Raw genomic sequence first — 25098 nt, 5'->3', positions numbered from 1 at the left:
AAAATTAAATTTAATCGAAATTTTGCAGTTCTACCAGCTTGTTGTACATCCCTTTTTTGGCGATAAGATCATGGTGCGTTCCCTGTTCTACAATATCTCCCCTTTCCATTACCACAATCCAGTCGGCTTTCTGAATGGTTGAAAGACGGTGTGCAATAACAAGAGAAGTTCTGTTTTCCATCATTTTTTCCAGAGCATCCTGTACAAATCTTTCAGATTCCGTATCCAGAGCCGAAGTTGCTTCATCAAGAATCATGATCGGAGGGTTTTTCAGTACAGCCCTTGCTATCGAAACCCTCTGTTTCTGACCTCCGGAAAGCTTTCCTCCATCATCCCCGATATTAGAATCATATCCATCAGGAAGCTGCGAAATGAATGTGTCTGCATTGGCTATTTTTGCGGCAGCAATTACTTCTTCTCTCGTAGCATCGGGTTTGCCCATCAGGATATTATTGTAAACAGAATCATTAAACAAAACCGATTCCTGGGTAACCATTCCTAAAAGTTTCCGATATTCCTTTAGCTTTAAATTTTTGATATTAACCCCGTCAATTAAAATTTCCCCTTCGGAAACATCATAAAACCGCGCTAAAAGATTGGCAATAGTCGTTTTCCCACTTCCGCTCTGGCCTACTAAGGCTACTGTTTTTCCTTTTGGAATGCTCAGTGAGAAATTTTTAAGGATGGTGTGGTCTTTATCATAATAAAAACCAATATTATTAAATTCGATGGATTGATTAAGGGTAGAAATACTTACCGGATTCGGAGCTTCATCAATTTTCACGTCAGCATCAAGGATTTCAAGAACTCTTTCCAGAGAAGCTTCTCCTTTCTGAACATTGGAAATAGACTGGGATAAACTCTTCACCGGAGGCAATATCTGAAAGAAAATGCCTAAGAACACAAGAAAATCTGCAGGAGAAATACTCTGTTCTACGATAATCTGTTTTCCTCCGTACCATGCGATAATTAAAAAGGTGACAGAACCTAAAAATTCACTCATCGGCGAGGCCAGCTCTTTTTTTCTTCCCAATCGTATCGAACTGTTGATCCATCGCTGCATAGACTGCATAAACCGGCTGTCCATTATTTTTTCCGCACTGAAAATTTTAATAACTTTCGTAGATTTCAGCGTTTCATCTACAATTGAGAAAATATTTCCCATTTCGTTCTGCGCTTCATGAGAGTCCTTTTTAAGGCTCTTTCCGATCAGGGCAATCATTGTTCCCATCACCGGTAAAACAAGAAGCGAGAAAAGCGTCATTTCCGTGCTTAAAAAGAATAATGTTATCAGTGTACTGATCAGCATGAAAGGAGCGTTAATAAGTTCTACAAGACTCCCAAGAATGTTTCCTTCTACTTCTCCCACGTCGTTGGACATTCGGGACATAAGATCACCCTTTCTGCTTTCCGTAAAAAAGGCTACAGGCAGAGAAAGTATTTTCCTGTACATGGCTCCCCGAAGATCTTTAGTAACACCTACTCTGTAATTGATAAGTAAAAAAGATCCCAGATACCTGAAAAGATTTCTTAACAGGAACATGAAGGCTGTGATTACACAAAGCCATGCCAAAACATTAAGAGCTCCATATTGGGTTACCAGACTTTGAACATAATAATTGGCGTATTCTTTTGCGTAGGAAAAAAAATCGAGGATTTCACCCGAATATACCGGTGCTGTTTTGTATTTTTTAGCTTCTATGGTTCCGAAAAGCATTCCCAAAACCGGCAGAATAGTCCCTAAGGAAGCAATCTGAAATACAGAATACATAAGATTGAAGAACAAACTTCCGTAAATGTATTTTTGATGAGGTTTTGCGAACTTAAGTATTTTAATATATTGATTCATTCAATGAAAAAATTGGATAGCAAAATTACATAATTTAAATGATAAGACGTTTTTAAAGGTCTTTTACTTTTTATAATATGTTTTATTTCTGCAGTTTTTGTTACAACATTTTATAAAATAAAAACCACCTCGTTCGGGTGGCTGTATTAGAATCAGAATTTTACGGTATTGTTGTATTTCGGACTGAAATTCTTAGGAGACAGTTTTTCAAGCGTTTTTCCGAAATTATTGATGATCTGGGTAAGATTGTCAAAATCTACAACGTTGATGTCATCGCTTTCATTATGATAGTGAGAGGCTTTTGTCATATCGACCGTGGAAAAAGAATGGGCAATAATTTTCTTTTTTACAAAACTCACATTGTCTGAGCGGTAAAACAGCTGTTGAGTAGCATAAGGATCGGGATTGATTTTAAGGCCGTTTACGGCATTTTGATTAAACAGCTCATCCAGGTCAGAAAATTCATCACCGGTCATGAAGAGGGCGTTTTTCCCGAATGCAGATTCTGTTGCCACCATTTCAAAATTAAAAAGAGCTGTGAGATTATTATAGATATTGTCCAGGTTTTTATCCGTCGAAATCGCCTTCGATCCGAGCATTCCCTTTTCTTCGCCATTGAATGCCATAAAGACCATTGAAAATTCAGGTTTTTTGTTTTTAAAATAATCAGCAATTCCTACAAGTGTTGTGATTCCGCTGGCATCATCATCGGCTCCGTTATAAATATTATCTTTTGGATTATTGCTGGTTCCGATATGGTCAAAGTGCCCGGAAAAGCCTAAATACTTATCTGTTTTCCCTTTTTTAATTCCACAAACATTATACGCTGTTTTGCCTTTGTAGGTGAAAGAAATCAGAAAGGAATTTCCTGTGCAGTACTCTAGATTATTTTCTTTGAAAAGCTTGGCAATATAGTTCGCTGCGTTTTCATTTTCCTGAGTTCCGATTTCACGTCCTTTCATTTCATCTGATGCCAGTGTTGAAAGAACAGTCTGAATTCTTTCTTTGGAGACTTCCTGGGCAAAGGAAAATATTGAAAACAGTGAAAAGGTAAGATAGGTTAGTTTTTTCATGTAATAAAATTTATAAATAATCTGTCGCAGGTTAAAGGTAAATGTTGCATTTAATTACAGAATTAAATTTTACTGCAAAGTAGAAGCGTACTTTGTGTAAAAAAGTAATTTAAAAACAAAAAAAAACAGCTCCTGAAAAGAAGCTGTCTCACTCAAAAAATCGTTGTACGGTTATCGAAGTCTGTCTACAGATTTTACGAGCCTCTCATCTTTTTTGATGGATATGTTTGCGAGAAACAAGCATACAATCGCAATTAATGGAAATATTGGCTCAATACCCTTCTCAGGAATCTGAATTCCTCCGGATAAGTTGAGTAACCAGTAAATCAATATACCAACCAACAAAACGTTTATAATGATGCTGATATTATTCAGCAAAATTTGTCTTTTTCTGTTTTTATAACTGAATACACTTAATAATCCTGTTAAAACAAGGATTACACACAAGACATTCAGCACAGGTAAACTCTCGGAAATGATTACGTCCTGACCAGTAATGAACAGAAACACAGCAGCTAAAACTGCCAGAAATGTCCATATCGTCTGTATTCTTTGTATCATGACAATTAAATTCCCTGCAAAAGTAGCATAAATTTTGCACAATTCAAAAATAAGTGTAGATTTGCATTATACAAATGTACTTGAAAACAAAAGTCACCGGACTTACTTTTCTTACTCACAATTAATTACATTTTTTACATTAAATATGTTTAACATTGAAACGTTAAGGTCAAAATCCGTAACGGAGCTGACTAAAATCTTAAAGGATTTGGGCGTTAAAGTTGCAAGAAACAGCACTGAAAATGACAAAATCTTTGCAATTCTTGACTTTCAGGCTTCGAATCCCAAAGTGGCAAAAGAATATTTCAGCGCCACAGAAAGCAGTATAAATACTGAAGAGCAAGCCACGGAAAAACCTGCGAAAGCACCTGCCAGAAAAGCGGCCCCGAAGAAAACGGCTGCCAAACCTAAAACAGAGGCACAGGCAGAGCAAAAACCAAAGGCTGAAGAAAAAATAGAAACTGAAGAAATACCTTCACAGGAACCGATTCAGGAAGAAATAAAAGCCGAACCGGCAGAAATGGCAGAGGAAAATGCAACACCGGCGGCAAAGAAAAAAAGAAAAAGGGTTTCCACACCAAATGCAGCTGCTACAGAAACACCGCAAGAGAAACCGGAAGCTCCTAAAAACACAGAATCCCCAGAACCTGCTCCAGCAGAAGAAAGGCCAAGCAACCCTCAAGCCCAGGCCAGATCCCCAAAAGGACAACACAACAATCCGCACAACAACGGAAATCAGAATAAAAACCAAAACCAGAACAATAATCAAAACCAAAGCCAGAATAAGCAGCATCAGCAGCAACATTCTGAAAGAAACGATGAACACCAGGAACAGAAAAGGGAGTTCAGTTTCGACGGAATGGTGAGCATTGAAGGCGTTCTGGAAATTTTACCGGATAACTACGGTTTCCTTCGTTCATCAGATTTCAGTTATATTTCATCACCGGATGATGTGTACGTTTCTACGGCTCAGATCAGAAATTTCGGGTTAAAAACAGGGGATACCGTAAAAGGTATCGTGAGGTTGCCGAAAGAAGGTGAAAAGTATTTTTCTTTATTAAAACCAACAGAAGTTAACGGACGTGATTTAGCATTCATCAAAGACCGCGTTGCTTTTGAATATTTAACTCCGCTTTTTCCGGAAGAGAAATTTAATCTCGCAGGAAAAGGTTCTACCATTTCTACAAGAGTGGTCGATTTGTTCGCTCCTATCGGAAAAGGGCAGAGAGCAATGATTGTTGCCCAGCCGAAAACCGGTAAAACCATGCTTCTGAAAGATATTGCCAATTCTATTGCAGCAAATCATCCTGAAGTTTATATGATGGTGCTTCTTATCGACGAACGCCCTGAAGAGGTAACGGATATGGAAAGAAGTGTAAATGCGGAAGTTATCGCATCAACATTTGACGAGGCGGCAGAAAAGCACGTAAAAGTAGCTAACCTTGTTCTGGCAAAAGCACAGAGAATGGTAGAATGCGGACATGATGTTGTAATTCTATTAGACTCTATTACAAGATTGGCCAGAGCATACAATACAGTAACACCTGCTTCAGGAAAAGTGCTTTCCGGAGGGGTAGATGCCAATGCACTTCACAAACCGAAAAGATTCTTCGGGGCAGCAAGAAAAATTGAAGGCGGCGGATCTTTAACGATTATTGCCACTGCACTTATCGATACGGGTTCCAAAATGGATGAGGTGATCTTTGAAGAATTCAAAGGAACAGGAAACATGGAACTTCAGCTGGACAGAAAAATTGCCAACAGAAGAATTTATCCTGCCATTGATCTTGTGGCTTCGAGTACCCGTAGAGACGATTTGCTTCTTGATGAGGTTACTTCACAGAGAATGTGGATTTTAAGAAAATATCTTTCTGAAATGAATCCTGTGGAAGCTATGGAATTTGTTGACAAAAACATCAAAGGAACCATTAATAATGAGGAATTCCTGATGTCGATGAATAAATAATAAATTAATTTATTTTGTTAAATAGAAAGCACGGACTTATTAGTTCGTGTTTTTTTTGGTTGAAAAGTGTAAGCTGGAAGTTTTAATGTTACCTTAATTTTTTATCATTAAATTTTAATTATAAATAAATAGCTTTTAAAAATGAATATTTTCACGCTTAAACTTCCCATCTTCAATCCTTCATTTTATTAATTCAAAATTTAATTCATTCTAAATCAATATGTCAATGTTAAAGATTTATTAAAGTAATGCCTGTTTTTTGAATATCGGTGTATTTATGGTTAAATTTGGGTTAATAACATTAAAAATAAAAATATGTCATTTGAATTACCAAAACTAGGATATGCTTACGACGCATTAGAGCCGACAATTGATGCAAAAACAATGGAAATCCACCATACAAAACATCATCAGGCCTATATTGATAACCTTAACAATGCTATTAAAGGAACTGATCTTGAAGGAAAGTCAATCGAAGAGATCTGCCAGACAGGAACTGATAAGCCTGCTGTAAGAAACAACGGAGGAGGACATTTTAATCATACCTTATTCTGGGAAATCTTAACTCCCGGAGGTAGCAAAGAACCGGTAGGTAATGTAAAAGCTGCTATCGAAACGTACGGTGGTTTTGAAAAATTTAAAACAGATTTTTCTGATGCGGCTAAAACAAGATTTGGTTCAGGATGGGCCTGGTTGGTGAAAAATACTGACGGTTCCGTTGCGGTAACTTCTACACCAAATCAGGATAACCCTTTGATGCCTGTTGCAGACGTAAAAGGAACTCCTGTTTTAGGTCTTGACGTTTGGGAGCATGCATATTACCTGAACTACCAAAACAGAAGACCAGACTATGTAGCTGCATTCTTCGATGTGGTAAACTGGGATAAGGTTGAGGAATTATTCAACAAATAATTTAAAACTATTCATAAAAAAAGAAAAGGTTCAGAATTACTCTGAACCTTTTTTAGTATCTCGTAGTATCACTTCCCGAAAGCCCATTCATCCTCAATCCGTATTTCCAGTTTACATAGGCAAAAACCTGATATAATTTATACTGAAATTTTATCCCGTAATTTTCTTTAGGATCGTAATCGATGGAGGATTCTATAACGTTTCTGTATCTTCCTGAAAAATAATAAGAATTCCACTCGCTTACTAAAAGTGTGTTCTTTGTTTTTAGATAAGATTCTGAATATTGACTGATTGGCTTCGCTACGGCACTCATAAAATAATCAAACTGGGTGTCAATTACCGTGAGATCCCACTCACCGTCGTCATTTTTCGAAGGTTTCATTTCGGATTTCTCTTTGTCGCTTTTTGAATTGGCCTGCGCCGAACAGCTGAATGGCAAAAGAGAGATAAGGAGGATGAGAATTAGATTTTTCATACAAATAAAGGTACGTAAAAAAAGAGGCTGTCTCAAAAGGCAGTCTCTTTTGTTTTTTTTATTTAGTTTTGAAGTTTATAAAAAGCGGGACATTTTCTATGTTTTATAAAAAACTACAAAAAGCAGTTGTTTTATGCTGCTTTTTGTAGTTTTTTAAGGTTATGGGCGATGGCGAGAAGACCGGTTTCAATTTCTACTTTCACCTTTCCTCGTAAGAAAAAGCGTTTAAAACTTTTATTGTGCTTGATTTGGGCGAAAACAGGTTCTACGTCGTAACATCGTTGCTTTCTTAAGGCAATTCCCCGTTTGGTATTGAGAAGCCTGAAAATCCTGTTCCTATGTTTTGCAAGTTTGGGATTTGATGCAGACTGGGTAACTTGTTTTGATTTTTGGTCTTTATTAAAGTAATTGTATTTTACATATGCTTTTACTTTTTTCTGTCTTAGAAATTCATAGTTCTCATAGCTTCCGTATCCTGCATCTGCAACAACTTCACCAGGTGGGTGTCCATAATTTTCTTCAAAGCTTTCTATATGCAAGGCCAGGGTCTGGGTATCAGTAGGATTAGGATGGAGGGTATAATGAACAATAAACTGATTCTCGGTAGAAAGCTGCAGATTATAAGCGGGTTTGAGCTGTCCGTTTCGCATATGGTCTTCCTTCATCCTCATAAAAGTAGCATCATGATCCGTTTTACTAAAGCTGTTTCTTCCGGCCAGAATCTTTTCATATGCTTCATATTTCTCCAGATTGTTACGCCAGTTTTTACGGGCATAACCAATCTTCTGGCGAACTTTTGAGGAAATCTTCTTTTTCTTTAAAACAGAATCTATGGTTTGAATGACCTTACTTACTTTTTCTTTATCAATAGATTTAAAAATAACAGGTTCGGTATCTCTAAGTTCTTCCTGAGCAATCTGCTGCGTATAATTCCATAATTCTTCCAGCTGGTGTTCTATTCTTTCCCTGCTTTTCTTCAAAGCTCTTCCCCAGACAAAAGTATAGCGGTTTGCATTGGCTTCTATCTTGGTTCCGTCTACAAAGGTTGTTTTTAAACTAACGTGTCCTTCTTTATGAAGCAGCATCACAATCTGAGTAAAAATATCCCTGATCTGACCTTTGAGTTTATCGCTCCTAAAGCGGTTAAGCGTGTTATGGTCAGGTCTCTGCATTGCTGAAAGCCACATGAAGTAGACATTTTCCTTTAATGCCTGTTCCAGTTTTCTGCTCGAATAAATATTATTGAGATATCCAAAAATCAGAACCTTCAGAAGCATTTTAGGATGATAGCTGGAACTTCCCCCTGATTTATATTCGTTAATCAGGTTGCGGATATCCAATCGGTCTATAACCTCAGAAACCAACCGTACCGGATGATTCTCTTCTATAAAATCTAATAAATTGGGCGGAAACAAAAAGTTTTGTTTGGGATTATAATCTTTAAAGATTACCTTTGATCTACTATGCATACAGCAATTTATGAAAATTGCTGCAATTAGGAAAGTCTCAGACTTTCCTTTTTTTATGATCAATAAAAAAGACTGTCTCACTTTTGAGACAGCCTCTTAGTTTTATGGTTCTTTCTGGAGAACTACAAACGCCGGAAAGTGGTCGCTGTATCCTCCTGTAAACTGATCACCGTTCCAGGACCTGAAAGGATAACCTTTGTAATTCCCTTCTTTATTTACCAGATAAGGAGGTGCGAAAATTTCTGCTTTATATACCGAATATTCCTTCGTAACCTCATCCGAAATCAGGTTTTTAGAAACAATAATCTGATCAAATAAGTTGGGAGCATCCTGGTAAGCCAATGAAGCTACTCCTTTTTTATATAAAGGATACATCAGATTCAGATAAGGTGTTGTTTCAGAAAGGTCTTTCGGGCTTGGCTGAGCTTTCAGATAATTCTTTAAGCTTGAACTTACCGGATCGTCATTAAAATCACCCATTGCGAAAAGCTTTGTAGAAGGATCTGCTGCTCGTACGCTGTCCATTTGCTGCTTCAGTAAAGCTGCCGCTGCGTTTCTTTTAGGAAGAGAAGCTGCCTCACCGCCTCTTCTTGAAGGCCAGTGGTTCATAAAAAAGGCAACTTTTTCATTATCAAGAAAGCCGGTAACGACAAGTATATCTCTTGTGTATTCTCTCTTTCCGCTGTCACCGAATATTTTCAGTTCTTTTTTTAATGAATTGGTGGGTGTGAATCTTCTCTTCTGATAGATCAGTGCCACATCAATTCCTCTGTAATCATAAGAATTGTAATGGATGATACCGTAATCGTATTTCTTTAAGGCAGGTTCTTTAATAAGATCTTCAATCACCTGTCTGTTTTCTACCTCAATCAGTCCTACTACTGCAGGTGCTGTTTTCGTATATTGGGCGCCCATTTCGGAAATTACCTTCGCTTCATTAGCAAGCTTGGCCTTATAAATTTTGGTATTGTAATTCTTAGGGCTTTGTGGTGTAAATTCTTCCGAGCCGCTTTGATATCTTACCGCTTTTTTACCTGCCAGCGCACCGTCGCTCCATACGCCGTCATACTTCTCGGCTTCCAGGAATTTGATGGAATCCATAGGGATACTTCTGTGGAACGCCGGGTTTTTAATATCCTTAGTCCCATCAATATAATCTGCTGAGCGTATCGTGTCCCAAAGGTTTTCCACATTCAGAAATCCTACTGTTGCAACTTTTCTCAGTTTTCCCTGCTGTTGAGAGAATGCCATTATTGAAATAATGATGGCCAGGAAACTCGAAAATCTCTTCATTATCTTAGAGTTATTATTAATTATTATTTAATCTGCAAATTTACTTTTTTTTAATACATCACATTTTAAATATTTGTAAATTTAACACGTTAATTCACATTATTTATTTATAATGGTTCTTAAAAGATTGCAATGTTAAGAAAAAATAAAGTGAAAAACATTTTAGATTGTAAATTTTGATTAAATTTGTCGCCCCAACTTTTAAACTGTTGAAAATTAACAAGTAAAGTATTTAAAAAAATAAATATACTCATGATTAAAAAACTATCATTAGTCTCTTTATTTACTCTGCTTCCAGCTTCATACTATTTTGCGCAGACTACTGTTTCTGCGTATCTGAAGGATGGCGATGGAAAGCCTGTTGAAAGGGCAGAAGTAGATCTTAAAGGGAAGGACAATGATGTAACGGCAGACAAAATCGGATATTTCCAGTTTGTAGATCTTATGCCGGGACATTATCAAATTGTGATTACCAAACCGAATTACGAAACCAAAGTAATGGAGTTTGATGTGATGGACAATGAGAAGAAAAAGGATCTGGGAGTAATCACTCTCTATTCTACACTTACAAACGCGGATCAGGGTTTAGCAATTATTGATAATGATGACGATAGCGATGAAAGCAGCAATCAGGTTTCCACAGTAGGTTTACTGCAGTCTTCGCAGGATGTTTTCAACAGAATTGCCGCGTTTGATTTAGGTTTTTATTGGTTCCGCCCGAGAGGGATTGATGGTAGATCAGGAGAAACAATGATGAATGGTGTTTCCATGGTAAAATCAGACAATGGAAATGTGGATTTCAGCAACTGGGGAGGTCTTAACGAGATAACAAGATATCCGGAGATTTCACCCAATCATTCACCATCAGAGTATGCATTTGGAGGAAACAGTGGGGTTATTTATAAAAATACGAAAGCCAGTGAATATAGAAAAGGTTTTCAGTTTACGCAGTCTTTAACCAACCGTAATTACAGAAACAGAACATCATTGCGATACAGCTCAGGAATGAGCAAAAGCGGATGGGCGTTTACTTTAATGGGAGCAAGAAGATGGGCTGAAGAAGGAATCCAGGAAGGAACATTCTACGATGCCTACGGAACTTATCTTGGAGTTGAAAAAAAATTCAGCGATAAACATACGATGACTTTCAATTTCATCGGCTCTCCATACAGAAGATCTACTGCAAGCCCAAGTACTCAGGAAGTTTATGATTACAGAGGTGTACATTACAATTCTTACTGGGGATGGCAGGATGGAGAAAAAAGAAGTGAAAGGGTAAGAAAAGGTTTCCAGCCTATATTCCAGTTACAGGATTTCTGGAAAATCAATAAAAATTCAAGTCTCTGGACTACCGTTTCCTATCAGTTAGGTAAAGATAGAGGTTCCCGATTAGATTGGAACGGAGTATCCAACCCGTCTCCTACTTATTATAGAAACTTACCGAGTTATTATATCAACAGCATTATTTACAATGCAACCAATAATTCACAGTTCACTCCAAGTCAGTTTACTTCTTTAATTGATGGGTATAATACAAGTTTAAATAGCTGGGTAAACGGAGATCCGGAAGTTACACAGATCAATTGGGACCGAATTTATAAAAATAACCTGAAAAATGATGTGGTTGATCAGGCTGAAATGTCCCGACTTTACGGATTAAATGGCAAGCGTTCAAAGATATATCTGGTTGATGATGTAAGTGACGACAAAATATTTAATGCCGGAACGCACTATACCTACAACTTCAATGACCGTACGAAATTTATTTTAAACGTTTCTTATCAAAACTACAGATCTGAACTTTACCGTGAAGTGAAGGACCTTTTAGGAGGAGATTATGCGATTAACGTAGATCCGTTTAAAGAAACGGCAAAACCGGGATCTACAGGATTCTACAATACGCTGGATTCTAATGTTGAGGTGAAGGTTGGAGACCGTATGATGTACAACTATATTCTCAGAAGACAGGAGGCAAAAGTAAATCCGGGATTAAAATTCTCAACAGGTAATTTTGATGTTTTCGTATCTGCGCTTGCAGGTTACTCTTCTTCAAACAGAGAAGGGCTGTTTAAACATTATTTATATGAGAATTCTTATGGAAAAAGCAAGGACTATAATTTCTGGAATTTTGGTCTGAAGGGCCAGGTCGTTTACAGAATCAACGGTAGAAACTTCCTTGTATACAACGGAGCTATGTATAATCAGGCACCGTTCCTTGAAGATTTGTTTATCAATCCTAGAATTAATGCTCTGGTAAATCCAAATATCAGAAGTACAGTATATACAGCAAACGATTTAAGTTATGTGATAAGTACTCCTTTCCTGAAAGTAAGAGCTACCGGATATTTGGTTGATACTCAAAATGAAACTAATGTGCAGCGATTCTTCGCTGATGGTATTCAGCTGAATAATACGAACCCGGACGGAACTGTTTCCCAGGTTCAGAGTGCTTTTGTAACGCAGGTGATGTCCAATGTTGAGAAAAGAAATATGGGAGCCGAATTGGGAGTTGATGTTAAAGTTTTACCAACATTATCTTTACAAGGGTTGGCAAGCTACGGACAGTTTGTATACAGAAATAATCCGGATGTATATCTGGTATCTGATGCTTCCGGAAGCAGCGTTACTTCATTCGGAAAAGCTTACATTAAAAACTATAAACAGGGAGGTACGCCTCAGCAGGCATTCTCTTTAGGTTTCCGTTACAACAATCCGAAATACTGGTGGATAGGCGCAAACTGGAACTATCTTGATGATAATTATCTGGATCCGGCTCCTGCATTAAGAACAAATAATTTTATCCAGAATGCATATTCCAGCACACCATATCTCGGTCTTACGGAGGATGATGTAAGAGATTTACTGAAACCGGTAAAACTCCCTTCCGCATTCTTCTTAAATGCCAATGTAGGAAAATCTTTCGTATTTGGTAAGTATTATCTTTTAATCACGGCATCTGTCAACAATATTTTAGATAACAAAAAATACATTACCGGAGGATTTGAGCAGACAAGAGAAACAAAGGCTATCGACTTTGCAACAGATTATCTTAGTCCGTCCCCATCTTTCGCACCAAGATATTGGTACAATCAGGGACGTTCCTATTTTGTTAACTTACAATTCAGATTCTAATAAAAATAAAACAATTATGAATAATATCGCTAATTTTTTAAAAACGACATTTCTGGCAGTAGGAGTATTGTCTGCAGTGTCTTCTTGCGTGAAGAACGACGAGTGGGAAACACCACCTATCGAGTGTTCAAATAAGTTTCCGGAGCCTACTATTTCTATGGCTGACTTTGTTGCTCAAACTCCTTCTTCAGGATATAAATTGATTACTACTGATCAAATTTTCGACGGTTACATCGTTTCATCCGATGAGCAGGGAAATTTCTATAAAACCATTTCCTTTCAGGATAAAACTTCAAACCCTACTGTTGGGCTACAGATTGAAGTAGATAAGTCAAGTAATTTTGCAGATTTCCCGGTGGGAGCACACATCAGAATTAATGCTAAAGGATTACGTCTGGGTACAGACCGAGGCGCTATCAAATTAGGTTCTGAAGATCCTGTATATGCAATCGGAAGAGTTCCTCAGGCTCTTGTCGGAAGATATATGTCCGGCGTTTGTAACGGAAACGGACTGGATATCCAGACGATTGTTCCTAAGCAGCTTGCATCGTTGGCTGAAGCTAAAAACCCTGTCTTAATCAATACTTTGGTTACTGTACCGGATGTTCAGTTTAATATTGCTGAAATTTATCCTACTGTGAAAAAATATATTGATTACGATGCAGGAGGACAGGGATTGGATACCGACAGAAATATTGAGGATAAATTAGGAAACTCTGCGGTGATCAGAAATTCAGGTTTCTTTAAAACAGGAGGGGAGCTTCTTCCTACAGGAAACGGAAATATTACTTTCGTGGTAAGCCGTTATAACTCAACATGGCAAATGCTTATCAGAAGTATTTCTGACATTAAATTTACTGGAACAAGAGTGGATGCTACGCCGCCTAAAGGAGGTACTGCTATTACGTATTCAGGATCTTTCCTTGAAAATTTTGAAAGCTATCCTACTAATCCTACCAATCTTGAAGTATATCCTAAATATGTAAACGATCCTGTTTTAGGAAACAGATACTGGCAGCTGAAAACCTTCAGTAACAACAAATATATTCAGCTTGGAGCGAACTCAGGTTCAGGACCTTACGTAACGTATTTTGCAGTGCCTGTTGATTTTACAGCAGCCAATACCCTGAAATTTGATGTGAATGTAGGATTCTTTAACGGAAATGCGTTAAAAGTATACTATACAACCAACTATACTGCGCTAGGAGATATTACGCAGGCAACTAAAACAGATATTACCTCTGCGTTTACTATTCCGGTACTTCCTACAAGTGGTTACGGAACATTAACCCCGGCCGGAACATATACTTTCCCTACTACATTAACAGGTAACGGATTTGTCTTATTCGAATATTCCGGAAACGGAAGTGGTGTTACTACTACTATCCAATTGGATAATATTCAGGTTCAGTAAGATCTTAAATTTAAATATTATAAAGACTGCCTTAAAAAAGGCAGTCTTTTTTATTTCAATGAATTTTTAATTCATTGAAGGATCTGAATTTGTTTATTTCACTGTAATCGTTGGATCCCAGTAATAATAACCAAATAATACCTGCTTATTACTGTCATTAGGATCTAATTGATAGAGTGCAAATTGTACATAGAAATTCTCGGTTCCGGTGCTTTTTATTTTAGAATCAAAGCTTGAGAATGTAATATTGGCAGTATTTGCGGGTAGCCCATTTGCTGAATTATAATTGGGAACCACCGCCTGTTGTCTTGTTACAGCATCATATACAAATGTGTTGAAAACCTGATCACCAGACCAGTATTTAATATTGTATATAATTACTGCATCATCAGAATTTTGAGATATTGAAGTACTTCTGAAAGACACTTCATCTCCTGCTTTGGCACTGAAGTTTAGGTCTGCCGTACCCTGTCCTGAAATTGCATTTGAGTTGGATACAATCATATGCTGACTGTTGTGATCAATTCCTGTTGGGTTGTTGGGATCCTGACTTGGATTTGGATAATTCGACTTTACATAGTCGGTGTCAATAACTACCAAGACATCAATTTCTTGGCTCGATGAGTTTAATTCTAAGTCCATTGTATTAATTTTGTTTTTGGTTTTCCTACTCTTTTGGCTTTTCGGAAGTCGCCTCGTTATTTACAGTGGTTTCTGAACTCCACCTTTGGTTTTGTAATATTACATAGCAAATTTACATGTTTGATTATGAGAAAGATAGAGTATAAATGCTGAAATTTCAAGATGAGTGATTATACGTAATAAGTCTCTTGAGTGTGATATTTTTTTGGATAATTAATGCTTAAATGAAAATAAAAAGCCACTGCATCTGCAGTGGCAATATAATATTATGTTTTAAAATTAAAAAGAAACCTCATTCACTTCTTTCCCCCGCTGGAAATTCATCGTCTTCTGACTGCCTTTGTACGCAATATTCACAAGGTTTATCTGCTTCGGAAAAGCACTGAGGAGTATGGTATTTTTAATCCTTAAGGTATTAATGTCTGAAACTCCTCCTGTTTCAAAGTATACCCATACTGTTTCTCCACTTACCTGGCTTCCTGTAAAAGTTATCGTTTTTGGAGAGCCATTGACATACACATCAAAATTATTGTTTACATATTTTTTTACTTCTGCCTCAAATGCTGCCGTATTAGGGTTTATTTTAATAGCGTCGGAAATATGGTTAGTATTCATTTTTGTGGTGAACTTTAAGGTTTTGCTTCCCTCGATATAGTCCACTTTTGTCATTGAAGAGAAAAAGTCTACATTCATGAAACTCATTAACACAAAAAGTGTTAAAATTGCTGATACATAAAAATAATTTTTCATCTTAAATAATAGATTTACAATCATGATTGTTTATTAAAGTTGACAAATAACATGCCAATTAAAAGTTCACATTTACAGAATACTTGTCATAAAATGCTTTAATGTGGGCTACTGCTTCATCGGCATTGTCTACCACACGGTAAAGATCAAGATCTGCCTCGTTGATCATTTTTTCTTTGAGTAAAGTTTCTTTAAACCAGTCAAGCAAACCGCTCCAGAATTCGGAGCCTACTAAAACGATAGGGAATTTTCCGATTTTATTGGTCTGAATTAAAGTTAAAGCTTCCGTAAGCTCATCCAGTGTTCCAAAACCTCCGGGCATTACAACAAATCCCTGAGAATACTTCACGAACATTACTTTTCGTACAAAGAAATAATCAAAATTCATGGAGTATGATTTGTTGATGTAAGGATTGAAATGCTGCTCAAAAGGAAGATCAATATTAAGTCCGATAGATTTTCCCTGGGTATTGAAAGCACCCTTATTTCCTGCTTCCATAATGCCGGGTCCGCCTCCGGTAATAATCCCGAAACCTAATTTTGTGATTTTTTCTGCAATTTCCACGGCCATTTTATAATATTTGCTCTGTGGTTTCAATCTTGCAGAACCAAAAATAGAGACACACGGACCTATTTTGGCCAGTTTCTCATAGCCATCTACAAACTCAGCCATTACCTTAAAAACCATCCAGCTGTCTTTGGTGATGGTTTCATCCCACGTTTTCTGGCGCAGGCTGTTCTGGAGCTTTGTTTCATTGATATCAAGTTCAGGATTTACCAAACTTTCGTCTCTGGTTCCTTCAATTCCCATTTCAAATTATTTAAAATATTTTTCGGCCACTGTTATCGATTCTGGTCTTCCAACATCTATAAGGAGGCTGTTGTGTACAAATCCGTGAATTTGTTCCGTCTGCATCAGATCCAGATATTCTTCCATAACAGAAAACTTGCCTGTTCTTTTTATTTTCTCAAACATAAGAGGGTTGATGCAGTGAATGCCGCTGAAAGCCAATGCTTTAAATCCTTTGTTGAATTCTGCAAGCCTTTGTTCACCGGTCTGTACATTAAGCCAGCCTCTTAAAATCATCTCGTCATTGAATAGCAGTTTTCTGGAACTTTCCCTCTCCGAAACGGCTAATGTAGCAAAATCTTTTATCTTTTTATGATATTCTACAAATTCTGTAATATTCATATCAGTAAGAATATCGGCATTCATGATGATAAAATCTTCTCCATGATCGAGGAATCTTCTTGCAAAAATTAAGCCGCCTCCTGTTTCCAGCAGTTCTTCAGATTCATCTGATATTTCAATTTTACACCCGAAATTATCATTCTGGTTTAAAAAATCAACTATTTGATTTCCAAAATGATGTATATTGATCACAAAGTCATTGATCCCAAAATTTTTTAAATATTTAATATTTCTTTCCAAAAGCGGGATATCGTTGACCTTTGCCAAAGCTTTGGGATGATGTTCGGTAAACGGTTTTAGTCTGGTGCCTTTGCCGGCAGCAAAAATTAAAGCTTTCATTATTTATAATTGATAAGTGATGAATGATGATTGATATCTATAAACAGGGTTAAAAATCATTTATAAATTATCGCTTATCATTTATGAATTAAGTTGATGCTGTTCGTCATGATGAAGGCTGATTTCTACTTTATCACCATATTTTTCTTCAATAAAATGTGCAATTTTTATGGCAGAATATACAGACCTGTGCTGTCCTCCGGTACACCCGAAGTTAATCTGAAGGTTCTCAAAGCCTCTGTCCAGGTAGTTGTCTATATTGATAGAAACGAGGCTTTTGATGAGGTCAAGAAATTTCGGCATTTCGGTTTTTGTTTCCAGAAATTCCTGAACGCCGATATCATTTCCGGTCTGGATTTTATATTCTTCAATTCTTCCCGGATTCAGGATACCACGGCAATCAAATGTAAATCCGCCTCCGTTACCTGTTGTGTCTGTCGGAATTCCTCCTTTTTTATACGAAAAACTGTGTATGTCGATGTGTAGCATTTTTATTTATTTTTATTTAACCATTTAAGGTTTTGTTTTCATTTGTTTTGTCATTCCGTAGGAATCTTAGTTCTGCTTTAAAAGATCCTTAGACTGCTTCGCGCTCAGGATGACACCGTCAATAATTTCAATTAATGTCAATCTGAGATTGTTGAAGACTATTTTAATTCAATAGCTCCTCAATTTTCAACCGTGTTTCCGGCAGGCTTAGCTGACCGATCAGTTTTTTCAATTCGGGATAATTTTTCATATTTCCCCAACTGTCTGCAAATGTGGTAATGTTTTCAATTCCTTTTTCGATGCTCGCAATGAAATGCGGTTTTCTTTGGATCAGGCCTCTGAATCCGTATGCTCCCAATACCTGAAGGAATCGCATAAGCTGAAGGGGTTGTACCGATTGTTTCAGCTGAAGTTTTGTTGGTTCGTTGTCAAATTGGTTGATGTAAAAATCCAGCATTTCATTTTGGAAATCTTCGGGGAAATTGGCTTTCGCCTGAAATAAGAAGGAAATCACATCATACATAAGTGGGCCTTTCATGGCAGACTGATAATCAATGAATAACACCTGATTAAATTCGTTTACCATAATGTTCCTGGACTGAAAATCCCGGATCATAAGGCCTTTCGGTTCCAGGCTTTCTATTAATGCGGCTATTTTTTTGAATTCTTTCAGTAAGGAAGATTTGTGATATTCCAGCTCCAGAACATCGGCTACAAAATTTTTAAAGTAATAAAGATCATGAATTACGGGAAGCTCATCGTAGTTTTCGTATTCAAAAGCTTTTTTAAAATCGATTTTATCCTGTGTAAGAATCTGTAACTGATAAAGCTTTTCTAAAGTCTGCTTTACTAAGGATTTTACATTTTCAGACAAACCTTCTTTTGTGATGATCTCGGAAAGTGTTTTTTCTCCCAGATACTCCTGAATGTATATTTTCCGGTCATCAGAAACAGCAAAAATAGCAGGTGTATTGAGCTTTAAATCCGAAAATATGCTCGAATAATACAAAAAACTTTCATTTTCTGCTATATTTTCGTTATAGGTAATAATGTATCTTTTATTGGTTTTAGCGAAAAAATTTACTCTCGCAGAGCCGCTTTGAGCTAATGTGATAAACTCAGAAGTTTTTTCTCCAGTATAATTTTCAAAAAACTGTTGTGCAAATTCGGAAATCATAGACAAAACAAATATAGTAAATTACAGCCTAATTTTTATCTTTGTGATATGTTAAAGGATTTTAAACCGGTATTAAGCATTCTTTTACGCTTCATCATTGTGTATGTGGTGTTACTGCTGATGTATCAGTATTATCTGAATATCTTCCGGCATGAAGGCCTTGATCCTTTTTCGCGTTTCATTGCGGAGCAGGTGCGCAGCATTCAGAATTATCTGGGATATCCTACGCAGCTTTATAATGACGTAAAGGGTGAACAGGTATATTTTTATGTAAGAAATTTTTATCCTACCAGAATGGTGGAAGGATGTAATGCAATATCGATCATGATTCTTTTTGTAGCATTTGTCTTTGCCTTTTATAAAGGTCCTAAAACTTTTATTTTTATGCTGGCAGGGCTTATTCTCATTCACATAATGAATGTGTTCAGAATTGTGGGTTTGAATATGGTAATGACCGATTATAAGCAATACGGAAAGACTTTTCATGATTTTGTCTTTCCGACGGTGATTTATGGAACGGTGGTTCTTCTGTGGTTGATTTGGATAAAATTCTTTGCTTTAAAAAATGAAAATTCTTAGCTGGTTTATAGTTGCTTTGGGCATTCTTGGCCTGATAAGCGTGCGGGTTTTTGAAGACAGGATCTTTTATGACCCTTTCCTAAAATACTTTCATGAAGTCGATAAAAGCCAGCACTTTCCGGATTTTGAATGGGGAAAATTAATTGCAGGTCATCTTTTCAGGTTTTTTTTAAATTTGTTTTTTTCCTGCTTAATCATTCAGTTTTGGTTTAAAAATAAACAGTGGACCATCCAGGGAGCAATTTTAATCATTATCATTTTTGCAATCACTTTTCCGATTTACCTGTACTGTATTTCCGACAGGTTCGAAACGGGACTTCTTTTTTCCTTCTACATGAGAAGGTTTGTTATACAGCCTTTGATCTTATTACTCATCATTCCTATGTTTTATTACCGCAAACGGATAGCTGAGCAAAATAAGTAATCTGATAGGTTTAATGGTTATTCAATTAAAGGCTTTATGAATATTTTCATTCACGAGAATCAGGAAATTCTAATATTTGTATTAACTGAAAAATATTAGCCGACTGTGTGTTTATCGGCGCAGGTTACATTTTCCGGCGTCCAGATCACCCTTTTTACAAAGTCCTGTTCGCGTACGGGACAGTCTGCGATCTGGCAGATAGGGCATGAGATCGGTTTACAGTCGTCCATATGAAAATTAAACTCTATACTTCTATTGGTGTTTTGAGCAAGGAGAATGATCATCTTCTCCATTTCATTGTGTGCGTCGCGGAGACTGTAATACCAGGGTAGCGTAATGTGGGCGTCAATATGAAGATTAGCTCCAAACTGCTGGATTTTCATGTTGTGAACATCGATCCATTCTGTGCGGCGGTTTTCTTCCAGTACTTTAATGATCTGATTCAAAAGATCGGGGTCCTGTTCATCCATAATGCCGCTTAACGATTTCCGGATAATTTTATAGCCTATAAAGATGATATAAAATCCAAAAATAAGTGCCACAACGGAATCGAGCCAATAGATTTTGGTAAAATACACTACAATTAAGCTTATTACCACACCTAAGGTTGTAATGGTATCCGACTGAAGGTGTTTTCCGGACGAGATCAGAACGTGCGAATTCTCGTGCTTACCTTTCTTGATAGAAATATAGCCTAAAAGATAATTGATAATGGCTGTTGCTGTGATGATGGCAATTCCCCAGTCGAGTTTCTCAAGGATTTTCCCGGTAATAAGGCTGTTGATTCCTTCATAGATAATCATTATGCCGGCAATGGCGATCAGGGCACCTTCTATTCCTGATGTTACGAACTCTACTTTTCCATGCCCGTAGGGATGGTCTTCATCTTTAGGTTTTGCTGCCAGATAAAGGGAATATAGGCCCATAAATGCACTGATGACGTTTACGATACTTTCCATGGCATCGGAAAAGACGGCGTCTGAACTGGTGAGCTTCCAGGCTATTATTTTCCCGATAAAAAGAATAATCCCAAAAACAGCAATAAGCTTCTGAAAGGCTAATTTATCTTTATTATTATTTTTCTGAACGTTCATAGGTTTGATAAAAAAAAGAATCTCAATTCTGAGACTCTTTTTATGTTTGTTAGTTTATACTAAGTTGTTGGCTGCAAGATATTCTGCGATCTGTACTGCGTTGGTTGCAGCGCCTTTCCGCAGGTTGTCTGCCACAATCCAGAGATTCAGGGTTTTGGGCTGTGAGAGATCCCGTCTTATCCTTCCGACGAAAACTTCGTCTTTTCCTTCGGAATACAGCGGCATGGGATATTCGTTATTCTTAACATTATCTACCACCACAACACCCGGTGTTTCAGATAAGATTTTTCTTACTTCATCAAGGTCAAACTCATTTTCAAACTCAATGTTCACACTTTCCGAGTGGCCTCCCTGAACAGGAACACGCACTGCAGTAGCTGTAAGATTGAAAGTATCATCCCCTAAAATTTTCTTAGGTTCTTTCATCAGTTTGATCTCTTCTTTGGTGTAATCGTCATCTGCAAAAACATCGCAGTGAGGAAGAGCATTTTTGAAGATCTGGTAAGGATATACCTTGGCAGTGGTTTCATCTCCGCTGATCTCAGAATTCAGCTGATCTACAGCCGCTTTACCGGTACCGGTTACAGACTGATATGTAGAAACGATTACTCTTTTCAGATCATATTTTTTATTTAAAGGTCCCAAGACCATTACCAGCTGAATGGTAGAACAGTTCGGGTTGGCAATGATTTTATCTTCTTTTGTCAATACATCCGCATTGATTTCCGGCACAACAAGTTTTTTATCGGGATCCATTCTCCATGCAGAAGAATTGTCGATCACGGTTGTTCCTGCTTCGGCAAAAAGCGGAGCAAATTCCAGGGAGGTAGCACCACCGGCAGAGAAGATGGCAATATCAGGTTTGGCAGCTATAGCGTCTTTCATGCTTACAATCGTAAATTCTTCCTGTTTATACTTCACCTTCTTACCAACAGATTTTTCGGATGCTACCGGGATTAATTCTGTGACAGGGAAGTTTCTCTCTTCGAGAACTTTAAGCATAACTTGTCCAACCATTCCTGTTGAACCTACTACAGCTACTTTCATTGATTTAATTAAAAATTGTTTAAGTTAATATATTTATGCCCCGAAGACTCTCGTCCACGGGAACGCGAATGCAAATAAACCTACTGCAATCAGTCCCATAATTACAACTCCTAAGGAGATGGTAGGATTGGTTTTTACTTTTTTATTGACGATGGTCATTAAAACCGCGGCAATCAGCATAGAAAACGGATGTTCTACATACTGAAACCTTGAATAAGAATCGCTCATCAAAGTGCCGGAATCCAAAGCTGCTTTAAAGCCGGGAGAAAAAATTAACAGCAAGGCAATGCCTATTAGAAACTGAACATGAAAGAAAATCATCGTAAAAAGCGTTGTTTTCTTTAAGAACTTGTTCACTTTACCGCTGAATCCGAACATTACCGTTAAAAGGGCAATTGTAAATAAAGCTACTAAAACTAATTCTAAATACCCAAAGCCTTTATGGGCGCTAAGGAAAATTTTGTAAAAATCCATATCCTAATATTTTCTTTTTTAAAGTACACAAATATAGCAAAAATCCCGGCGAAAAGCCGGGATTGGTATTTAGAAAATCTAATGTTTTTATTTATTAGAAGTTGAAAGAAAGATTAGCTGCCCAAGTTCTGCCAAATCCGAAGAATACTCTGTTTCCGTCAGCAATTCCTTTATACATTCTTCCTGCCTGCTCATAAGTTTTACCTTTATCAGGGTCATTATTAGCAGTTATGGTATCACTGCCAAAGATGTTTGTGGCTCCATCAGAAATATACGTCGTATCCAACAAGTTGTAAATGTTAAATCCAACAGTAAAATACTGATCCTGATTTCTTAATCTGATTTTGTAAGAAGCTCCTACATCAAGAAGGTTGAAATCCGGTAATTTAAGTGTCCCTCTTTCCTGATTTGCCTGATTCATGAATGTCTGTGCATCAATAGTAGAGTACACTTCTCCTACATATCTCCATGTTCCGTACACATTAAGATCTTTTACAGGTTTGATGGTTGCTCCTAAAGATGCAGTAAGTTGCGGAATACTGTTGTTGCTGCTTCCTCCTACTTTTACACCATCAAGATATAATGTTGTATTTGCTGCTCCGTCGATAGGGTTGTTGTTATCATCAAAGTTTGTACCTGTAGCGTTTCCTTTATATTTGTAATCGCCTATAGAGATCATCCCGTTGATATCAAGGAAGGAAGTAGGTTTATATACTCCGTCAAATTCCACTCCCATGTGAAGCTGTGTGATTCCATTAATCTCAGTATAACCGTTTACGATGCTGGTACCTGTAGGAGATGTTGCATCTGGAACCTGGAATTGGATGTTTGATCTTCTCAGCCATCTGTCAGACCATTCGGTTCTGTATAAATTGACATTAAAGCTTAATTTAGGAGATCTGAATCCATAACCTATTTCCGTAGAAAATACTTTTTCGTTAGTCAGGTTAGGGTTAAGTAGTTGCTGGTTATTTGGATAAACTGCATTTAAGAACGGCTGTCTGCTGTAGTACCCAATATTTGCAAAAACATTATGAACTTCATTGATATTGTAGTTTGCACCCCCTTTGATATTATATCCGATAATATCTTTAAATCCGGTCTTTGTATTTACCGTTTGTCCTTTAAGAGTACTTCCGTCTTTTACAAAATTATCAATTCTTTGATAGCTTTGATTTGATATTGACCCTTGTACAAATGCAGATAACTTATCATTTGTATATTCAAGCTGACCAAATCCACTGTACCATAAAACCTCTCCGTCATTACTATAGCCTATTTGCTCGTTTAATGGAGCAATAGATCCTCCGAAAGGATTCCAAGATAGTTTTTTGTAATCGTACACTTTATTTGCCACGTAAGGCGCAACATTGGCATTTCCTCCTTCTCTATAACCTGTGGCTCCATATAGATCGGATGCTACTTGATAATGGTAACCATAGTAATATCTGTCATCTGTACCTACAGAGAAATTCCAATTTTCATTGATTTTATGTTGGAAATTTGCTAAGATACCATACCAGTTATGAGAATTGATGCTTGCTCTTCTGATAAGAGTTCCTCCGTTTGCAGCATTTGCTGCATAAGGGTTTACAGCTGCATTGGCAGCAAATACGGCATCGTAGTTAAAATGGCCCGTGTTATCATAGAAGCTCGTTAAAGATTTTCCTCCAACTCTGCCAAGATCACCTGTTCCTCCGCCTCTACCATTAGACATATAAAGGACTGTACTTAATTTTGACTTTTCACTCATAGTCCAGTCCCAGTTTAGCATCATTACAGGTTTAGCATAGTAATTTGATCTGTTTGCTAATGCTACTCTCTCACCATTTGGAGCTGTATAGTATCCGAAATCTGAGTTGTACTGTCTGTATGGAGTACCGTCTTTATCAGGATTATATGTTATATAGTTTCCTATGGTTGGAGCAAATGTTCTCTGATCATGCCATTGCGGTGCGGAAGTTAATGTAAATTGGAAATTATGTTTTTTATTTGGCTCCCAACCAAGTGCAAAATAATAAGCATACGCCTCAAAATCTGTATTTTCAATATATGTTCCTCCTGAGATTCTGCTCATTAAAATTGAAGAAGACCAACCTTTGTCGGATTTTCCTGTATTATAAGCAAATGAAGTTTTTAAATAGTCATTGTTTCCAACTCCTAATCTTACAACTCCACCTTTTTTCATATCAGCAGAACGAGTAAGGTAGTTAATTGTACCTCCAACAGATGCGATAGCTAGTTTGGATGAACCTAAACCTCTTTGTGTCTGGATAGTGCTTGTTACATCTTGTAAACCAGTCCAGTTAGAAAAGTATACGGTACCACCTTCCATATCATTTACCGGCATACCGTTTACCATTACAGCGATGTTTCTGGATTCGAAACCTCTCATAGTGATACTTCCATCTCCAAAACCACCACCTGATTTTGTAGCGTATACTGAAGGTGTAGTGTTTAGGATTTCGGTAATTTCTTGATTTCCTAATCTTTCTATAATCTGTGCTGCTTTTATCGTTGAAGCAGCAACCGGTGTCTTTCTATCCTTTGCGATATCGGTTACACCTTGCAAAATTACCTCCTCAATATCTTTAGACCTTGTATCTTTTACAGTGTCCTGAACCTGTTGAGCGTAATAAACACTAGCTGTAGATAGCGTAATCGCTACAGTTAGTATTGATTTGTTGATTAATTTCATAATCGTTAGTAATAGTTAGATTTAAATTTTCTGCAAAATTCGGTAAATA

Annotated in this window: 22 protein-coding genes; 6 read left to right on the top strand and 16 right to left on the bottom strand. The window is 37.2% G+C overall.

What is annotated here, in order from left to right:
- Positions 1-10: 10 nt before the first annotated feature.
- From ACYT6F_RS04405 to ACYT6F_RS04395, 3 genes are all read right to left on the bottom strand, one after another.
- Positions 11-1849, bottom strand: a complete 1839-nt coding sequence (locus ACYT6F_RS04405) for an ABC transporter ATP-binding protein (RefSeq protein ID WP_472600049.1) — start codon at positions 1847-1849, stop codon at positions 11-13.
- 152 nt (positions 1850-2001) lie between these two features.
- Complete coding sequence (locus ACYT6F_RS04400; RefSeq protein ID WP_472600048.1) at positions 2002-2922, bottom strand: M28 family metallopeptidase; 921 nt, start codon at positions 2920-2922, stop codon at positions 2002-2004.
- Positions 2923-3093: 171 nt separating this feature from the next.
- Positions 3094-3483 carry a DUF4293 family protein gene (locus ACYT6F_RS04395; protein ID WP_472600047.1) on the bottom strand — a complete coding sequence of 130 codons (390 nt, stop codon included), beginning with the start codon at positions 3481-3483 and terminating at the stop codon, positions 3094-3096.
- A 145-nt stretch (positions 3484-3628) separates the two neighbouring features.
- Here ACYT6F_RS04395 and rho point away from each other — a divergent pair, with 145 nt between their 5' ends.
- Positions 3629-5449 carry a transcription termination factor Rho gene (gene rho, locus ACYT6F_RS04390; RefSeq protein ID WP_472600046.1) on the top strand — a complete coding sequence of 607 codons (1821 nt, stop codon included), beginning with the start codon at positions 3629-3631 and terminating at the stop codon, positions 5447-5449.
- A gap of 315 nt (positions 5450-5764) precedes the next feature.
- Positions 5765-6361: a superoxide dismutase gene (locus tag ACYT6F_RS04385; protein WP_472600045.1), complete on the top strand. Its 597-nt coding sequence runs from the start codon at positions 5765-5767 to the stop codon at positions 6359-6361.
- A gap of 52 nt (positions 6362-6413) precedes the next feature.
- Here the strand turns inward: ACYT6F_RS04385 and ACYT6F_RS04380 are convergent, their stop codons facing one another.
- From ACYT6F_RS04380 to ACYT6F_RS04370, 3 genes are all read right to left on the bottom strand, one after another.
- Complete coding sequence (locus tag ACYT6F_RS04380) at positions 6414-6836, bottom strand: DUF6146 family protein (RefSeq protein ID WP_472600044.1); 423 nt, start codon at positions 6834-6836, stop codon at positions 6414-6416.
- A gap of 131 nt (positions 6837-6967) precedes the next feature.
- Positions 6968-8305 (bottom strand): IS1182 family transposase, encoded by a 1338-nt coding sequence (locus ACYT6F_RS04375; protein WP_472597713.1) that lies wholly within the window; start codon positions 8303-8305, stop codon positions 6968-6970.
- Positions 8306-8407: 102 nt separating this feature from the next.
- Positions 8408-9598: an endonuclease/exonuclease/phosphatase family protein gene (locus ACYT6F_RS04370; RefSeq protein WP_472600043.1), complete on the bottom strand. Its 1191-nt coding sequence runs from the start codon at positions 9596-9598 to the stop codon at positions 8408-8410.
- A gap of 252 nt (positions 9599-9850) precedes the next feature.
- Here ACYT6F_RS04370 and ACYT6F_RS04365 point away from each other — a divergent pair, with 252 nt between their 5' ends.
- Positions 9851-12730, top strand: a complete 2880-nt coding sequence (locus ACYT6F_RS04365) for a carboxypeptidase regulatory-like domain-containing protein (RefSeq protein WP_472600042.1) — start codon at positions 9851-9853, stop codon at positions 12728-12730.
- Positions 12731-12746: 16 nt separating this feature from the next.
- Complete coding sequence (locus ACYT6F_RS04360) at positions 12747-14144, top strand: M949_1556 family lipoprotein (RefSeq protein ID WP_472600041.1); 1398 nt, start codon at positions 12747-12749, stop codon at positions 14142-14144.
- Between the two features lie 93 nt (positions 14145-14237).
- Here ACYT6F_RS04360 and ACYT6F_RS04355 read toward each other — a convergent pair whose 3' ends face one another.
- From ACYT6F_RS04355 to ACYT6F_RS04330, 6 genes are all read right to left on the bottom strand, one after another.
- Positions 14238-14786, bottom strand: a complete 549-nt coding sequence (locus ACYT6F_RS04355; RefSeq protein ID WP_029298041.1) for an inclusion body family protein — start codon at positions 14784-14786, stop codon at positions 14238-14240.
- Positions 14787-15065: 279 nt separating this feature from the next.
- On the bottom strand, positions 15066-15536 hold the full coding sequence (locus tag ACYT6F_RS04350; protein WP_029298039.1) for a DUF6702 family protein: 471 nt from the start codon (positions 15534-15536) through the stop codon (positions 15066-15068).
- A 58-nt stretch (positions 15537-15594) separates the two neighbouring features.
- Positions 15595-16347, bottom strand: a complete 753-nt coding sequence (locus tag ACYT6F_RS04345) for an LOG family protein (RefSeq protein WP_051686432.1) — start codon at positions 16345-16347, stop codon at positions 15595-15597.
- 6 nt (positions 16348-16353) lie between these two features.
- Positions 16354-17067: a nucleotidyltransferase family protein gene (locus ACYT6F_RS04340; RefSeq protein ID WP_472600040.1), complete on the bottom strand. Its 714-nt coding sequence runs from the start codon at positions 17065-17067 to the stop codon at positions 16354-16356.
- A gap of 81 nt (positions 17068-17148) precedes the next feature.
- Positions 17149-17556: a RapZ C-terminal domain-containing protein gene (locus ACYT6F_RS04335; RefSeq protein WP_029298034.1), complete on the bottom strand. Its 408-nt coding sequence runs from the start codon at positions 17554-17556 to the stop codon at positions 17149-17151.
- A 163-nt stretch (positions 17557-17719) separates the two neighbouring features.
- On the bottom strand, positions 17720-18733 hold the full coding sequence (locus ACYT6F_RS04330; protein ID WP_472600039.1) for an aminoglycoside phosphotransferase family protein: 1014 nt from the start codon (positions 18731-18733) through the stop codon (positions 17720-17722).
- Positions 18734-18781: 48 nt separating this feature from the next.
- Here ACYT6F_RS04330 and xrtF point away from each other — a divergent pair, with 48 nt between their 5' ends.
- Positions 18782-19312 (top strand): exosortase family protein XrtF, encoded by a 531-nt coding sequence (gene xrtF, locus ACYT6F_RS04325; protein WP_472600038.1) that lies wholly within the window; start codon positions 18782-18784, stop codon positions 19310-19312.
- A complete protein-coding gene (locus tag ACYT6F_RS04320; RefSeq protein WP_288244822.1) occupies positions 19299-19736 on the top strand; it encodes an exosortase F system-associated membrane protein in 438 nt (145 codons plus the stop codon). The genes xrtF and ACYT6F_RS04320 overlap by 14 nt, the downstream gene beginning before the upstream one ends.
- Positions 19737-19831: 95 nt before the next feature.
- Here the strand turns inward: ACYT6F_RS04320 and ACYT6F_RS04315 are convergent, their stop codons facing one another.
- From ACYT6F_RS04315 to ACYT6F_RS04300, 4 genes are all read right to left on the bottom strand, one after another.
- On the bottom strand, positions 19832-20830 hold the full coding sequence (locus tag ACYT6F_RS04315; RefSeq protein WP_472600037.1) for a cation diffusion facilitator family transporter: 999 nt from the start codon (positions 20828-20830) through the stop codon (positions 19832-19834).
- Positions 20831-20884: 54 nt separating this feature from the next.
- The gene (locus tag ACYT6F_RS04310; protein ID WP_472600036.1) at positions 20885-21877 is read right to left on the bottom strand and encodes an aspartate-semialdehyde dehydrogenase; all 993 of its coding nucleotides are present in this window, start codon (positions 21875-21877) and stop codon (positions 20885-20887) included.
- A gap of 33 nt (positions 21878-21910) precedes the next feature.
- Positions 21911-22351 carry a hypothetical protein gene (locus tag ACYT6F_RS04305; protein WP_472600035.1) on the bottom strand — a complete coding sequence of 147 codons (441 nt, stop codon included), beginning with the start codon at positions 22349-22351 and terminating at the stop codon, positions 21911-21913.
- Positions 22352-22445: 94 nt separating this feature from the next.
- On the bottom strand, positions 22446-25049 hold the full coding sequence (locus ACYT6F_RS04300) for a TonB-dependent receptor (RefSeq protein ID WP_472600034.1): 2604 nt from the start codon (positions 25047-25049) through the stop codon (positions 22446-22448).
- Positions 25050-25098 lie beyond the last annotated feature (49 nt).

This window comes from Chryseobacterium sp. NG-CE01 (assembly GCF_055695505.1).
The sequence above is the reverse complement of the archived record's forward strand: the minus strand, read 5'-3'. Positions and strand labels throughout refer to the sequence as shown.

Coding starts and splice junctions, on each gene's coding strand:
- ACYT6F_RS04355 (WP_029298041.1), bottom strand. CDS start 14,786: ATGGACTTAGAATTAAACTCATCGAGCCAAGAAATTGATGTCTTGGTA.
- ACYT6F_RS04385 (WP_472600045.1), top strand. CDS start 5,765: ATGTCATTTGAATTACCAAAACTAGGATATGCTTACGACGCATTAGAG.
- ACYT6F_RS04400 (WP_472600048.1), bottom strand. CDS start 2,922: ATGAAAAAACTAACCTATCTTACCTTTTCACTGTTTTCAATATTTTCC.
- ACYT6F_RS04320 (WP_288244822.1), top strand. CDS start 19,299: ATGAAAATTCTTAGCTGGTTTATAGTTGCTTTGGGCATTCTTGGCCTG.
- ACYT6F_RS04350 (WP_029298039.1), bottom strand. CDS start 15,536: ATGAAAAATTATTTTTATGTATCAGCAATTTTAACACTTTTTGTGTTA.
- rho (WP_472600046.1), top strand. CDS start 3,629: ATGTTTAACATTGAAACGTTAAGGTCAAAATCCGTAACGGAGCTGACT.
- ACYT6F_RS04310 (WP_472600036.1), bottom strand. CDS start 21,877: ATGAAAGTAGCTGTAGTAGGTTCAACAGGAATGGTTGGACAAGTTATG.
- ACYT6F_RS04315 (WP_472600037.1), bottom strand. CDS start 20,830: ATGAACGTTCAGAAAAATAATAATAAAGATAAATTAGCCTTTCAGAAG.
- ACYT6F_RS04375 (WP_472597713.1), bottom strand. CDS start 8,305: ATGCATAGTAGATCAAAGGTAATCTTTAAAGATTATAATCCCAAACAA.
- ACYT6F_RS04360 (WP_472600041.1), top strand. CDS start 12,747: ATGAATAATATCGCTAATTTTTTAAAAACGACATTTCTGGCAGTAGGA.
- ACYT6F_RS04345 (WP_051686432.1), bottom strand. CDS start 16,347: ATGGGAATTGAAGGAACCAGAGACGAAAGTTTGGTAAATCCTGAACTT.
- ACYT6F_RS04370 (WP_472600043.1), bottom strand. CDS start 9,598: ATGAAGAGATTTTCGAGTTTCCTGGCCATCATTATTTCAATAATGGCA.
- ACYT6F_RS04405 (WP_472600049.1), bottom strand. CDS start 1,849: ATGAATCAATATATTAAAATACTTAAGTTCGCAAAACCTCATCAAAAA.
- ACYT6F_RS04380 (WP_472600044.1), bottom strand. CDS start 6,836: ATGAAAAATCTAATTCTCATCCTCCTTATCTCTCTTTTGCCATTCAGC.
- ACYT6F_RS04300 (WP_472600034.1), bottom strand. CDS start 25,049: ATGAAATTAATCAACAAATCAATACTAACTGTAGCGATTACGCTATCT.
- ACYT6F_RS04340 (WP_472600040.1), bottom strand. CDS start 17,067: ATGAAAGCTTTAATTTTTGCTGCCGGCAAAGGCACCAGACTAAAACCG.
- ACYT6F_RS04365 (WP_472600042.1), top strand. CDS start 9,851: ATGATTAAAAAACTATCATTAGTCTCTTTATTTACTCTGCTTCCAGCT.
- xrtF (WP_472600038.1), top strand. CDS start 18,782: ATGTTAAAGGATTTTAAACCGGTATTAAGCATTCTTTTACGCTTCATC.
- ACYT6F_RS04335 (WP_029298034.1), bottom strand. CDS start 17,556: ATGCTACACATCGACATACACAGTTTTTCGTATAAAAAAGGAGGAATT.
- ACYT6F_RS04395 (WP_472600047.1), bottom strand. CDS start 3,483: ATGATACAAAGAATACAGACGATATGGACATTTCTGGCAGTTTTAGCT.
- ACYT6F_RS04330 (WP_472600039.1), bottom strand. CDS start 18,733: ATGATTTCCGAATTTGCACAACAGTTTTTTGAAAATTATACTGGAGAA.
- ACYT6F_RS04305 (WP_472600035.1), bottom strand. CDS start 22,351: ATGGATTTTTACAAAATTTTCCTTAGCGCCCATAAAGGCTTTGGGTAT.